At 36.4% G+C, this 15,453-nt stretch carries 10 protein-coding genes; all 10 read right to left on the bottom strand.

Annotated features, from left to right (window positions below):
• Positions 1–117 precede the first annotated feature (117 nt).
• The 10 genes from MR041_RS15465 to MR041_RS15420 all read right to left on the bottom strand — a co-directional run bounded on the left by MR041_RS15465 (position 118) and on the right by MR041_RS15420 (position 15,065).
• Complete coding sequence (locus tag MR041_RS15465) at positions 118–453, bottom strand: PI-PLC domain-containing protein (RefSeq protein ID WP_242095157.1); 336 nt, start codon at positions 451–453, stop codon at positions 118–120.
• A gap of 1 nt (position 454) precedes the next feature.
• Entirely contained in the window at positions 455–736 is a 282-nt protein-coding gene (locus tag MR041_RS15460; protein WP_242095156.1) for a hypothetical protein, read from the bottom strand.
• An 831-nt stretch (positions 737–1,567) separates the two neighbouring features.
• A complete protein-coding gene (locus tag MR041_RS15455; RefSeq protein WP_242095155.1) occupies positions 1,568–2,992 on the bottom strand; it encodes a sulfatase-like hydrolase/transferase in 1,425 nt (474 codons plus the stop codon).
• A 98-nt stretch (positions 2,993–3,090) separates the two neighbouring features.
• Positions 3,091–3,870, bottom strand: a complete 780-nt coding sequence (locus MR041_RS15450) for a T9SS type A sorting domain-containing protein (protein ID WP_242095154.1) — start codon at positions 3,868–3,870, stop codon at positions 3,091–3,093.
• Between the two features lie 89 nt (positions 3,871–3,959).
• Entirely contained in the window at positions 3,960–4,877 is a 918-nt protein-coding gene (locus MR041_RS15445) for a glycoside hydrolase family protein (protein WP_242095153.1), read from the bottom strand.
• Between the two features lie 21 nt (positions 4,878–4,898).
• The gene (locus tag MR041_RS15440; protein ID WP_242095152.1) at positions 4,899–6,557 is read right to left on the bottom strand and encodes a RagB/SusD family nutrient uptake outer membrane protein; all 1,659 of its coding nucleotides are present in this window, start codon (positions 6,555–6,557) and stop codon (positions 4,899–4,901) included.
• A gap of 11 nt (positions 6,558–6,568) precedes the next feature.
• Positions 6,569–9,658 (bottom strand): SusC/RagA family TonB-linked outer membrane protein, encoded by a 3,090-nt coding sequence (locus MR041_RS15435; protein ID WP_242095151.1) that lies wholly within the window; start codon positions 9,656–9,658, stop codon positions 6,569–6,571.
• A gap of 31 nt (positions 9,659–9,689) precedes the next feature.
• On the bottom strand, positions 9,690–11,453 hold the full coding sequence (locus MR041_RS15430; protein ID WP_242095150.1) for a RagB/SusD family nutrient uptake outer membrane protein: 1,764 nt from the start codon (positions 11,451–11,453) through the stop codon (positions 9,690–9,692).
• 39 nt (positions 11,454–11,492) lie between these two features.
• The gene (locus tag MR041_RS15425) at positions 11,493–14,588 is read right to left on the bottom strand and encodes a SusC/RagA family TonB-linked outer membrane protein (RefSeq protein ID WP_242095149.1); all 3,096 of its coding nucleotides are present in this window, start codon (positions 14,586–14,588) and stop codon (positions 11,493–11,495) included.
• A 117-nt stretch (positions 14,589–14,705) separates the two neighbouring features.
• Positions 14,706–15,065, bottom strand: a complete 360-nt coding sequence (locus MR041_RS15420; protein WP_242095148.1) for a carboxypeptidase-like regulatory domain-containing protein — start codon at positions 15,063–15,065, stop codon at positions 14,706–14,708.
• Between the last annotated feature and the right edge of the window lie 388 nt (positions 15,066–15,453).

Raw genomic sequence — 15,453 nt, 5'->3', positions numbered from 1 at the left:
ATTAAAACAAAGAGAGATAATTAAAATTAAAACAATCAAGAAGAGAAGAAAACATCATTTATTGCAAAAAATGAACTAATAACTTAATTTTAAGCCTAACTGGTAAACATGCTTTGACTACATACAGATATCAATCATCAAATAAAATACCCCATCATATCCTTTATAAATACGTCCTTTATTTTTCTTAATTATGGAATCTAAAGGCTTTAAGTAAAGCTGTTCTAATGTTTTGGACTCGTCAATTATAGTGGGGGTAAAATGTGAAACATATAATTCATTATGTATTAAATGAACATCTGCCTCAACAGAAATGAATCCATTTTCTATGGCATCGAATAAAGGTCTTTCATGTTCATAGTCGTTGTGTGCATGGGCATTTACTAACGGCAATTGATTTTTTACTGTAATACATGACACCGCAGACAAAAACAATATGAGGATAAATTTCATTCTATTCATTATTGTGAAGCCCTTTAGAATTTAAGAACGCTATTAATTCTTCAGATTTATCTGTAAAAATAGCATCAGTTCCTTGAGCTAGTTCCCATTCCCAAATAGTTTCTGGGACAAATGTTTCCTCTGAACAATTTGATCCTTTAAGGGTTGTTGTAAGTATCCATTTATCCAACTCTTTTATTTTATTGTAAACATCATTATTTGAAGAAATTAAATCGCAACTTGGAAAGTAGCCCAAAGGATCTAATTCATTTTCTAAATCTGTGATGTAGGTCAATGATTGACCAGTTCCTGCTCTGGGAATGTGTGAATTGAAAAATGAGAGTAAATAATAAAAAGTAAAGCTTTTTCATAATGGATTGATTTAGTATTAGTCTATATTTTGGTAACACCGAATCTTCACCTTTTTTATTGTTGAAGGCCATTTGAACATTCAGTATCTCTCAAAACTAAAACCAACGATCCATAAATGTATCCTGCACAATGCTGTACACCAAAGCTTATGTCGAACAAAAATATAACAGGATAAAATTAAAATTTCACCAATTCCAATACCTTTATATAAAGTGATTTCGGGAAAAGGACATTGGACCATCCGACCGTTCCTATATGCAAATTTTACAGTGAAATTTATATAATGCTAAGAGACAAACTTGGCGACTATGATTAAGAAAGAACAATTGCGCTTCAATAAAATATCAATGTTTAAATTATTATAAGTTTTAACTGCATAATTGATCAACATAAACCATTATTTAGTTTGCGTTTAATTTAAGGCTGAAACGATCATACCTCTTAAGAAATTATCTCGGACAGAGGCAAAACTGATTCACATTTCTGGTCTACAATTATGGATAACAGCTTACATTCAAACAATTTGAAAATAGCGTTTGTAAGTTACTATTTTGAATCTGGTTTTCGATTCAACCAAAAATAATAATCTCATAGACGAAACCTTTAAAAAGAATTAAAAGCTATAATAAGCAACAATAGCATTACCAATAATTATAACTATTTAATAGATCTTGGTATAGTTGACAGTCAACAAATAACATGTTTTGAATAAATGATTATTTTTTATTCTTGAAACACTAAAAAAGGTTCTAAACTATTTATTTTTTACAATTTTCTTTTCTATCGGATTTTTATACAAAACAGGTTTGTTTAACATTAAGTATTTATGGATGTGATAAGTGATCTCCATCCATTCGTCGTCTTCTTTCCATAAAGGTGAACTCATCTCTTTTTCCCAAGAACTAAGTTTGCCTGTTAAATCTTCTAATCCAAGAGTATCTATTTTAGAAATATCTATAGTTTCCTTAATATCATTATTAAGATTGTACATAGTAGACCCAAAGTCTTCTAAACGAATTAATTTTTTAGGCCCAACCCTTATCGCTGCTTCCTGAAGTTTACGCCAGTATAATGCCTCGTGCGGATTTCCTTTTTTATCTTCAATTAGGTAAGGTAAAAGATTAACACCATCTAAGTTTAAGTTTGAATCCTGCGATATATTTCCCGCAGCCATCGATGTGCTAAAGATGTCCAAAGAGGATGTTAACCCATTAAAAGTCTGGGTACCTTTAATCTTTTTTGGCCAACTTACAATAAAAGGTACGCGATGCCCTCCTTCAAATTTATTACCCTTCCATCCCTTTAGATGACCATTATTGGAATCGTTGTTATCTGCCCCGCCGTTGTCGCTTAGAAAATATATTAAGGTATTATCTAATAGGTCCAACTCTTTTAATTTACGTCTTAATTTACCAATATTCTCATCCAAAGACCATGTCATTGCTGCTAAATGCTGTCGTGGATGATCTTTATATTTTTCGAGATCTTCCTTTTTTGCTTGCATAGGTGTATGCACTGCGTTGTAGGCTAAATACATAAAGAAAGGCTCATTTTGGTTCTCCTCAACAAAACTTACCGAACGGTCACCCAGGATGTCGGTTAGATACCCCGTAAATCTCACCGGATTTCCATTTTGCTGTATCATATGGTTTTCCGACGGGTTCTCCAAAGGAAAATAGGAACGGGAACCGCCTAAGAATCCGTAGAATTCATCGAAACCTCTTTTATTGGGATGGTCTGTTTCGGTCGCACCCAAATGCCATTTTCCAATGGCGATGGTCTTGTAATCATTTTTCTTAAAGACGTCGGCCATAGTTACCACATCATCAGATAAACCAATATCTCCGGAATGTTCATCTCCGGTACCGTTAGCCTCAAATCCAAAACGCTGCTGGTACTTGCCGGTTATAAGACCGGCTCTTGAAGGAGCACAAACGGTGGCACTTACATGGGCATCAGTAAAAATAACACCGCCCATAGCTAACTTATCTATTTCCGGAGTATCCAAATCTTTGGAGCCCATAAAACCAAAATCCATATAACCGGCATCATCAGCAATAATAACAATGATGTTGGGTTTTGAGTTTTCATTACTTTCTTCCACAGATGCCTCTTTCGACCTATGGATACAGGAAAACAGAAGTACGATTGCAATGATTTGATAACCGTATTTCGGCATGGATTATTTATAGTAATTAGATTAAAAAGGATAGAGGTATCTGTTTTTGTAAATAGGTAACCTCTATCCGAATAATTGACACTATTAAGACTTCAATATTATTGTTTGATAAATTTGAAGGAGCCTTGAGCATCTTCAATGTAAGCTTTCATAATATATAAACCGTCTGCAAGTTTTGATATATCTATCTGACCTGTTGTATTAGAAATAACCTGATTCATAACCTGCTTGCCGACTATATTATAAACCTCTATATTATCAATATTTTTTTTGGCTGATAGATATAAACGATCTTGTGCTGGATTTGGATATGAGCTAAAGCTAAATTGCTTTAAATCATCAATACCTAGTGTACTCTCTGTGATGCTAACATTATCAAAATAAGCAATTCCTGAATTTTTATATAATTTAATCGTTATGGAAGTTATTCCAGCAGGAACAGTATACGCTGTCGTAAGCGTGGTATTTACATCTGTAGCAATATTACTTATGGCAACTGTAGTACCTCCATCCTCTATCACCTCACAATATAATACTTGTCCTGTATTGCCGGTTCCATTTGCAGCTCCTGCTTGTGCACGCCCTGAATAAGTGATATCATAAGTCACCCCGGGCACTACCGTAACCGTTTGATATAATTCAGAATAATTATTTACAGCTGATAGACGCACACAAATTGTTCCATCAAAGGATCTATCAAGAGCAGGGTCAGTATTAGGATTTTGTTGTCTTACCTCACCCCATGTAGTACTTTGCCAATCTTCAAAGACATTGCTAGATACTAATAATTCAAAGTCTCCATTCAAAAGCAAATTCTGAGCATTTAAAGCTCCTACAAAAGCCATTAAAATGGCAGTTAAAAATAATTTTGTTTTCATATTTGTTAAAATTTAAATGGTTAATAAATAATATTTGTAATTGTTTGATTTTCATGCTGTTAACAGCATGAAAGTTGCTTGTTTAATTTTTAGTCCTTACCGGGCCCAATAAATACATTGGGTTTAAAATCTGCATAATACTCGCCTAACGGCGTTAATTCTCCATTTGAATCAAAAAGTGCCGATGAAGTCCCTGCGGAAGAACTTTCCTTAAACGAAAACCATGAATAGCGCTTCACATATTCTAAATCCTCCAGTTTCGGGAGCACACCTTTCATGAAGTTGAGCACCTGTTCTGGGCTAAATTTATTATCTTCCGGTGTGGCTGCCGTCCAGTCTGCCACCGCAAATTCTGTAATCCAAATAGGCTTACCATATTCGTTCCATACATCCTCCAACATATTTATAAAATTGTCTACACTAGCTCCTCTATAAGAGTGTACGGTAACAAAATCAACTCTAAGATTTTCTTCAGTAGCCCGTTGCATGAATTCTTTCATCCAATCGTTCAAAGGGTTAGTTGTTGCAGGGCTCCCTAAAGGGACGCCTACTTCCATAAGCTTTGGCCAGCGATCTATGGCTTCATCCACGGTCATATTCGCCTGATCAGTTTTATCTGGTTCATTAAATCCAAGAAGGTAGTGCATTTTACCCGCATCCCTAAAAACTTTCAATTCAGCAACTCTTTCATCGTTAATATTCCACTTTCCCCATTGCATGGGCACGAATTCGGTATATTCTGGTTTCATGTCATAGACCTCACCACTCAGTCCAGGCCCCCAAGTATAAAACCAGTGTGCTTGTAAAGTGGATATTTTAGTTGAAAATCTATCAGAACTTAGTGTAAAGCAAACACCCTTTTTCCCAACTGCCTCAGCATCGGGAGTTGGAGGGACAATAAGAGGAGCATCAATTTCTTCGTAACCGAATTGATTAAGATTAAATTTTCTTTCGCATGACGTGAAAATGATTCCAAAAACGATTAGTGTTCTAAATATATTATTCATAGTCTTTTTTTTAAGTTTTATTTACCATCCAGTATTCTGAGTTAAATTTTGGTTTTTATTAAGTTCAGACTGAGGAATTGGGTATAGATTCATTCGCTCTTCAAAAGTTCTTGTTTCAAGTAATTTCTTCTCAAAATCAAAGCCTCCAAAATCACCCGGTGTTATTTCCATTTGGAATATATCGGTAGTCTGTTGCCCGATTTTCCAGCGACGGATATCCCAGAAACGATGATCTTCAAAAGCTAATTCTACCATACGCTCATTGCGTAACTTATCACGAAACTCTTCTTGACTCATTCCTGTTGGGAAGTTTGGCATATTTGCACGTTGTCTTACTTCGTTTACTGCATCAAGTGCGGTCATTCCCAAGTCGGCAGCATTTTCCGGCCCATAAGCCTCATTCATAGCCTCGGCATAATTTAAAAGTACTTCACCATATCTGAATAATACCCATGTATGTTCTCTGGTAGTTGTATTTGTAGGGAGAAGATTAATAGCTTCTATAACATATTTTTTAAGGTAATACCCCGTTTTTGTCGCATTGATAATTGGTGGGCCATTTGATCCTCCGAGAAAACTACCGACTGTTTGGTCTTTCCAAGTAGATCCATTTAGGATAACTGTTTTTTCTAAGCGGGGGTCCCGACCTTCATAAGGGTCTGTGGGATCGTAACCCGATGCTGGATTTGTAATAGGAAGACCATTAGTTTGCATCTCGTAGGCATCCACTAAATTTTGTGAAGGACAGGTTCCTGTATTACCCCCTTCGTAACCTATTGGGAAGTTTCTTCTTTCAAACCCATTTGAAGGCCCTTCACGACGCTCAAAAATTAACTCGTTACTGGTGTAGTCATTTACAACATTTGAATAATTATTCTCCAATGTGTATTTATTCAAATCCATAACTTCTTTGGCGGCGGCGGCGGCACTAACCCATAATGCCGTATTGTTACCCGTATTGTGCAACGGACTTGCTGCATACAATAACATACGAGCCTTTAGAGCCAGCGCTGCCCCTTTGGTAACCCTACCCGTTTCTTGAACCGAAGAAAAGTTTTGATAATCTTCCGGCAACTCTAAAGAAATAGCATTGCACTCACTGACAATAAAATTGACGATGTCGTCAAAACTATTTTGCTGGGCGTTTATAGCCTCTTCCGGGGTTAAAACATCGGTAATAAGCGGTATATTTTTATAGCGCTTTACGAGCTCAAAATAAAAGAATGCTCTTAGAAACCTGACTTCGTACTGATAGTTATTAAATTGTTCAATAATTTCTTCGTAATCTACATTATACTGGTCTTCCAAAAATCCTTGACCCTCAGCCTCCATTAAATACATGTTAGCGGCACGAATACCGGAATACATGTTGCCCCATACATTGTCTATAGGTTGTATGGCACTAAAACGACCTTCATTGAATCTTTGAACATCAGATAGGTCCCACACGTGTTCGGCCTCATCTGAAGCAGATGACCGCATAGCGCCGTCTATACTATTAAAATCTGTGGGTAAATAACTGTATATATTTGATACGAAATTTTTAGCCCGGTTAAAGTCATTGAATACATCTTCCTTACGATTAAAGGATGTTTCGTCGTAGTCTAGATAATCACAATTACTAACCGAAAAGAAAAGAATTGCGAGTAGTCCGTGGTATATATATTTTGATATTTTCATAGGTATTTTTATTAAAATTCAATTTTAAGTCCAAGGTGATATGAGGCCAGCGTCGGATATCCAATTCCTATCGCTTCCGGATCTGCATCCCGTATGGCATCAAAAGAAAGTACGTTCATACCTCGTCCGTATAGTTTTGCCTTCTTTATCGCCAACTTACTAACCAAATGATCCGGAAAATTATAGTAGATCTCAAAACGTCTTAGTTTTAAATAATCTCCACGGGTTAACCAAATGTCGTTTCTACGGAAATTATTGTTGTTTTCTAACAATGAAAGTCTAGGTAAAGTAGCTGTTTGAGCCGTTTCAGGTGTCCAGCTATTTGCAGAAAAATCAGAAAGAGTGGCGTTTCCTCTTAATGGCCAAAATACACTTGGTGTATTTAAGTAAATGGTTTGATTAGCGATACCTTGGAAAAGTATATCCACTCCAAATCCCTTCATTTCATATCCAAAATTTATTCCGTAATAAATTTCCGGATACCCCCCGGCATAACCTATCGGTACTACGTCTAAATTATCTATTACACCGTCGCCGTTCTGATCCTTGTATTTTATATCACCAGGTCTAACTTCAGAGAATAATTGCTGCGGGCTATTATCAATATCGGCTTGGTTTTGAAAGAAACCTAGAGACTCTAAACCAAATTGCTGTCCTACCGGATTCCCCGTTTCCCTTAAGTAGTCATAGGGCTGAAATTCTTCGTTCATCTCGACAATCTCATTTTTGGCAAACGTAAAATTACCTCCAATGAAGTACTTGAAATCGCCTACTTCCTTCTTCCACAAAAGCGATGTCTCTAATCCTTGACTTTTTACTTCTCCTGCATTTTCTATGGCAGTAGTAACCCCAATTAAAGAAGGTATGGCGCCACCTGTTCCAATAAGAATGTTTTCACGCTTATCATAAAAAACATCCGCAGTCATGGATAAGCCACCTAATAATTTCAAATCAATTCCAATATTAGTTTTAATGGAATTTTCATAGGTTAAACCTACAGTAGCCAATCGCCCTTCTGAAATGCCTCCCGAGCTGTTATTATTGCTAGTAAAATAATAACCACCTCCGCCTCCGAACGCCTGTTCAGCTAAATTATAGTTCATCGAATCATTACCACTTATACCCCATGACAGCCTTAATTTCAAATAATCTATGGTCTTACTGTCTTTCAGAAAGTTTTCACGATTTACAATCCATCCAGCTGAAAAGGCAGGAAAAAAACCAAAACGATCACCATCGGGCAATACACTGCTGCCAGCATAAGATAAAACATGGTCAATAAAGTAACGGTTTTTATAGCCATAAGACGCTGACACCATTGAATTCTGATGTAAGAAGGTATTATATTGCCCATCATTTACCCGTTTGTCTTGATGATACATTAATGATGCATTAAGTTTGTGATTGCCCCAAATTTTATCGTAATTCAACTTACCATAGAGCGTCGCGTGCCTTACCTGATCTCCAAATCCACTACTAAAATTTAAATCTGTTTCACTTCCAAAAACAGTTGCAAAACTGTCAATAATCTCACCTGTTAAAGGATCTCGTAAAAACGATAAACTTTCATATAAAAATTCACGAATTCTATTTTCTGTATAAACTACCTGATTATCGTAAGCTAAAGCTAGTTCTGCAGATAACCCTTTCACCAAGCCACTTAAGTCTTGAATAATTTGACCATCCACCATAATTTGTCTTCCATTGGGTTGGCGTACACCTGTTGAAGACACCAGAGCCACAGGGTTATTGTCATAAAATTCAGTCCCGCCAAATTCTCCGTTTGGGGTTCTAACAGGAAATGCCGCTGAAGGAATTCTGTAAAGTGCATTCATTATACCAGATACCTGGGCTCCTGGTACTGTTCGACCATCAATATATCCTGTAGCATTAAGAATAAATTTTGTTGTGTTAGTCACATCAAGGTCAATATTCGTTCTAAAATTAAAACGATCATATTTCAATTGGCTATCATAGCGATTATCAAAATTGGTATTATCAAACAACCCTCTTTCATTTTGATAGTTTACAGAAGCGAAGTATTTAAGTGTTTTCGATCCACCTGAAAATCTGCCACTAATGTTTGTGGTATTTCCGAAATCTCGAAATGTCTCATCGAACCAGTTTACATTTGGAAGTAAAAAGGGATCCTCGTTGCTCTGGAAACCAAATAAATCTTGATCAGAATATACAGGAGCATTTCCATCAAGAATACTTGCTTGGTTTACTGCTCTGGCATAATCATAAGAATTTAAGAACTCAGGCTCACGAAACGCGAAATTCCAACCTTGATCAATAGTGAATTCAGCCTTTAAGCTACCTTTATTTCCCCGCTTTGTAGTTACCAGTATCACCCCATTTGCACCTCTTTGACCATATCTGGCTAAAGCCGTACCATCTTTCAATACCGATACACTTTCTATATCAAGTAGCGCAAGGGTGGATAAATTTCTCTCAAAGCCATCAACTATGACCAAAACAGAATTGTTGTTCAAGGTTCCTCGTCCTCTGATATTTATACTAGGGTTTCTATTCCATGGTTCACCACCATTTTGCAGAACCATAAGCCCCGTGAGCTGCCCGTAGAGGCTTTCAAGCGGATTGTTAAGTGAACTCTTCTCCAGTTCATCTGAATAAACTACATCTATGGATGATGTAGTCTCATCTACAGACTTTGAAAGTCCAAACCCGAGATTAACCCTCTTATCGCTATTATTCAACTGTACTTTTACTTTTTTGGTTTTGACCAGAACAGTTTCTTCCATATCGCCGAGGGTCAATTTTATCAGTCCATTAACAAGAATATTTAATGTTGCAACACCTGATTCATCTGTTTTAACTAATTCGGAGAAGTTATCCATTGATTGTATGATCACACCTTCCAAAGGAAGGCCCGAGCCATCTTCAACATATACACTGACTTCTTCTGCCTGTCCAATAACTACCTGAGTCGAAAGGATAAGCGCTAAAACACATATAAATCCTCTAAATCTTAAGTTTACATATGTTATAAGATGTTGTAAACCTAAGGAAGTTATACTGTTCATAATGCTATTCTTTAAGGCTTTGTTATTTAGTTGTCCTAGTTTGTATTTTTTCATTTGATAGTGATTAGTTGTATTCAAGTTGTAGTTATTCCCATCCCGGGTTTTGCACCAAACCATAACCTTTATTTATTTCGTCTGGCGGAAACGCACTTAAGTACCATTTTGGAGAGAAGTCGTTCTTCCAATAGCGCTCTGGAAGCTCGTTAATTTCGTATGTAAATTGACCGTTCTCACGTATTGTATTAACGCCATATATTGGTGTGGTAAAACTGTCTTCCATTTTCCAGCGAATAATATCAAACCAACGTACTTCTTCCTGATAAAATTCTAGAGCTCTTTCCTTTAACACGGCCTCCCGAAATTCTACTTGAGATAATCCGGTTGGAAGACCATTTAAACCTGCACGATTTCGAACGTAATTAACAGCGTCATAAGCAGCTTGCGTTGGTCCTCCATTAGACTCGTTTAAAGCCTCTGCATAAGACAAATAAATTTCAGGCAATCTTAAATATGGCCATTGTACTATTGATTGCACAGAAGTAGCAGTATTTCCATCTAGCCAAAACTTTCTTTGTCTAAAACCGGATTTGCTTCCGTTATGACCGATATTCCTTCTCTCTCGGCCACCAATCCATAATTCTGCTGTACGTCCTCTATAACTGTCACCATTTACCAAAACACTTTCATATAATCTCGGATCTCTATTGGCCCATGGGTCATTTGGATCCCATCCAGAACCTGGAGCATCTATCGGGGTGCCATCTGCCATGGGAAACATATCTACATAATTTCCCGTAGGAACGGCAGCTCCGTAGTTTGAACTCTGGAAAAAATAATATGAGGTTGCCCAAAAACCTTGAGTTCTAAATCGTACTCTTGTACTAATTAGAATCTCACCATTTCCTCGTTTGTAATAGCCATCTTGGAAATCCTGTCTTGGGTTTCCAGTATTGACGAGATCATATCCTCCATTAGCATTAATATTGTCTAGTAGATCCTTTGCAGCCTCCGCAGCCCGGGTCCATAAATTGGAATCGTATCCACCATGCCAAGTCATATTTTTATCAGATGCTTCGCCGGCCATATAGGGTTCATTGCTATTAAATAAAGGACTCGCTCCAAATAACAGTACCCGAGCCTTCAAACCCATAGCTGCCGCTTTTGTAAAGCGCCCATCCCAATTAGATAAATCCTGTATCGTCCAAGGTAATAATGGAATAGCTTCATCAATAAGAGACACTATATTATTCATGGTTTCTTTTGAAGTTGATCTGGGTAAAAACGTGTCTTCGGTGGGAATATAAGCATGGTCTACCCAAGGCAAACCTCCAAAATGTCGAAACATGTCCGTATAGTGAATAGCAATAATCATCTTGGCCTCTGCTTTCAACTGTTCTTTATATTCTGTGGGAGCATCTGGTACACGATCGACATTCTCGATAATGTTCCATCCAATCCGAATACCTTCCCAGCTTTCTTCTTTAGTGTAATGATATTTGGTGTTAGAAGCATCATTTTCTACCGCTGCAGAATACTGACCATTATAATAAAGTCTATTGGGACCACCCCATGCCAAAAAGCTTGTACCTATATCGGTCAGGGATTCTAATAAGTCCATACCTATTTTATTGCGTTTGGCAGGCCAACCTGTGTTTAAGCCATAGGGTAAGGTTACGTATCCACGCCACAAATAACGTTCGGTTAATTCTATTGAGTTAAAAATAGTATCTGAAGTGACATCTATACTCGGTTCTTTTTCAAGGAAATCATTCCCGAACTCAACCTCTTCACAACTGTTAATAACCAATGCTAATAATGCAATGATGTAAATTAATGTCTTTGTTTTCATAAGTGCCTTTTTTTATTTTTCATTATTTCATTTACTCTTTTAAAGGAAATTAACCTTAACTCCTAAATTGTATACTTTCGTAAGCGGATACTGAGAATCATTAGCTGTTCTAGATTCAGGATCCGTTAGATCAAGCTTAGAAATGGTTATAAGATTCAATCCATTCATGTAGGTCCTCAAATTACTTATACCAATACTTTTCAAGAATGCACTCTTAAAATTATATCCTAATTCTACATTTCGTAACCTTGCATACGATGCATCACGCAACCAGAAATTGGAATCTTTGGTATTATTTTGAGTGCCGACCAAAGTCATTCTTGGATATGTGGCAGAATCGGCTGTTTCTGGTGTCCATCGACCATCGGCCATGTACTGTAGCAATGAACGATTCAAGGTTGCCCCAAAAGCAACACGGTAGGTTTCACCCAAATACCTTGAAGTATTTGTAGCTCCTACCCATGACATCGAAAAGTCCAGATTCTTGAATCGAAAACCCATATTGAGACCAAAAACATTAAAAGGATATACAGGATAACCAATGGCTCTCTGGTCATTTTGGTCAATCACACCATCATCATTCAAATCCTTATATACCATGTCCCCCCCTTGTAGGTCATATTGATGATCTGGCAGTTGGTCATTGCCGGTATCAGTGTCATTGTAGAATTTATCGAATATGTATCCAAAGGGTTGTCCCACCGGCAGACCCGTTCTGTATAAATAATCTTCTGTTTGAGGAACTTCATCTTGGAAAACAATTTCATTCTTGGCATGCGACATGTTTGCATTTATCCAATATTTAAAATCGTCATTAACAGTATGATTCCATTCGAGTTCTATTTCAAAGCCTTCATTTCGAACTTTTCCTATATTAACCGCCGGTAAGTCGTATGCTACAAATCCAGGTACTGTACCCCTAAATGTTAGAATGTCAGAGCGATTTTCTATAAAATAATCTACGTTAATACCTAGTTTATTTTTAAGAAATTTTAAATTGATACCATAATTTTGTTTTTCGGATGTTTCCCATGAAACATTTGGATTTCCAATTTGGCCTTCACTAGCAGCTTGCTGGTTCTGTGGATTATCGGTTCCAAAACTATAGCTCCCATCAGACGGATCGTAACTATTTGGAAGATATAGAAAACGGTTTGTTCCCGGATCTCCAATTCGGTCATTACCAACTAAACCATAAGATACTCTTAGTTTAAAAAAATCTAAAAATGATTGGTTTTTCATAAAGGATTCATTCGTCAAAACCCATCCCACAGATGCTGCCGGAAACGTTCCAAACCTTCTATTCCTTGCAAAATTTTCTGAACCGTTATACCCAATACTTAAATCTAAAAAGTACTTGTTTTTGAATTCATAGTTTACACGCCCAACAAAACCTACTAAACCTCTAGGAATATCTGGAAACTGCTCAGGATAATATACCTTTTGTTGGTTATAAAGAGCCAATGCTCCTACATCGTGATCTCCAAATGAGTTTTTATAACTCAAACCTCCTTCTAAATACCAATTTCTATCAGTACCGTAAGATTCGGAGTAGCCCAAATTACCTGCAGAACCATTTCTTTGAAACACAATTTCATCACTACTTTGGTCTGCATTTGGATCGATATCCCTTAAGTAGACCGGTGTGTAATTAGGTAAAGAAGAATTACGTATTTTTCTGTGGACATAATCTGTATTGTAGGCAAATTTTGTTCGGAATTTTAATCCCTTTAAAAAATTAAGATTTTGGTTTAAACCGATATCAAAATTTAGCCTATTGCTAGTAATATTTGTATAACCCTGGCCATAATAATAACTTAAACCATCTCTTTTATTATCAGGAATGTAATCGTTACCAATAAGAATCAGTTTCCCATCAATTATACCTGGGCTTGCAAAAGGCACCGACCAATAAGTGTTTCGAAACAATTCATTAAAATTACCATTTGTGTTGGGGCGATTAGTGACGCCAACGCGACCCCCGATGGTAATGGCCAATTTAGTGGTGCCGGTAATATCAATATCCAAATTAGTTCGGTAATTATACCTTTTGAAAGAAAAATTGTAATCATAGCCTGTCTCAAATGTTTTGAATAGGCCATCTTGATTCAATATTCCCAAAGACACAAAATATTTAACTTTTTCAGTACCACCGGTTAAATTAACGTTTCCCTGAGATTGTGATGCTGTTGGTTTTAAAATATAGTCTAACCAATCTAAGTTCGGAAACATGATCGGATCTGAACCCGTCCTAAAAGCTTCTACAACTTGAGGTGTAAAACGAAGTTCTTCAGGAGATAAATTTGGGTTGTCATTCAGTTCTGCTTCATTATATCTCAGTGCATATGTATAACTATCTGCAAAATCGAGCAATCTGGTTGGTTCCTGAAGACCTGTTGAAAAACTTGCGGATATTTTCGGCTTTCCAAACTTACCTCTTTTAGTTGTGACCAAAACAACACCATTGGCTCCTCTAACCCCATAAACCGCTGTAGCAGATGCATCTTTTAATATGGAAATACTTTCAATTTCGTTGGGATCCAGCGATGTAAAAGGACGCTCCACACCATCTACAATAAAGAGTGGAACTGATCGTCCCTCGGATAAAGAGGCAATACCACGCAAATAAATGTTAGGTTCATCCGCGCCAGGTTGACCGGAAAACTGAACTGTCGCAAAACCTGTTACCTTACCTGCAAGAGAATTTGCTATATTAGGAGCAGGTGATTTCACAAGCTCTTCAGATTCAACTGTACTTATGGCTCCCGTCACAGCGATCTTTTTTTGCTGTCCATAAGCGACTATTGTAATTTCATCTAAATCAGTAGTACTTACATTCAATGTGACATTTATTGAATTTTGGCCACTTACACTTATCTCTTGAGTCTGAAACCCGATATAACTAAAAATTAAAGTGCTTTCGGAAGAAACATCTATTTGATATAGCCCATCAAAATCTGTTATAGCACCATTGGTTGTGCCTTTTTCGAGTATCGTAACCCCTGGAAGTGGGAGTCCTTTGTCATCGATAACCAATCCTGAAACTTGTATAGTCTGTGCGTACAATAAACCGTTTATTCCCAATAAAGTGATTACTGTTAGAAATAAATGAATTCGTGTTTGTTTTATTTTCATAGGGTTTTAATTTTCTTAATTTTTGTTGCTTAGTTGTTTTTTAAGTCTTGTTCTTGAATTCAGAATATTTCAGCTACCTTAATTCTGTTTATAACTCAATAAAAAATAAAACATCGTTTAAATTGTTTCATCAAAATAATTGGTCTGTTGAGCCACTTTAATTTTTTGGGGAACATAACCAGGAAAAGAAATTACAAAGGTGGAACTGTTGGATACCGTTAAGGAACAAATTCCATCAAAAGAGTTATGCATACCATTAGTTAATCCTTTTTCAATAACAATGGCTTCGGCCAGTGGAAATCCTGTGGAATCTTTAAGCTTACTCGAAACGATTTTTTGTTGTATGGTTTTTGTGTCAGAAATCCAATTTGGATCGTCAATTGCACTAGAAGAAATCGATGTAAAAATGAAAAATACGAATGCATAAAGCACATACCTGTTTTTTCGAATTCTTATGCGTCTTTTTGAATTACTCATAAAATGTTTAGTTTTAGTTAATTTTAGTTGCAGATAAATAAGATTCAAAACTTAGCGGTATGCTTATCAAACTATTTAGTTTTTTTTATAACTCAGTTCTCGAATTCATGAGTTTTCATGTTTACTTCATAAACAAATAAAGTAGTGTTACAAAAAATACAATTAGCAAACCAAAAACAATTAAACCATGTAATTTGTTTTTATTTCCCGCTTTATTAATTTTTTCATCCATAATTAATTTATCTCATAACAAAGTTTCACGTTTTTACTTTATTTTAAGATTGACGAGCGTTCAAAAAGGGGGGGCTATAAGATTATATGCCTTTCTTAATCATAGAAACCTTTGAGTTTCCCTAACTTCTTAGGATAATCTTTAATGCCTGCGATT

Source organism: Aestuariivivens sediminicola (genome assembly GCF_022662015.1).
Lineage (GTDB): Bacteria > Bacteroidota > Bacteroidia > Flavobacteriales > Flavobacteriaceae > Aestuariivivens > Aestuariivivens sediminicola.
This window is presented reverse-complemented; position numbering and strand designations above follow the sequence as displayed.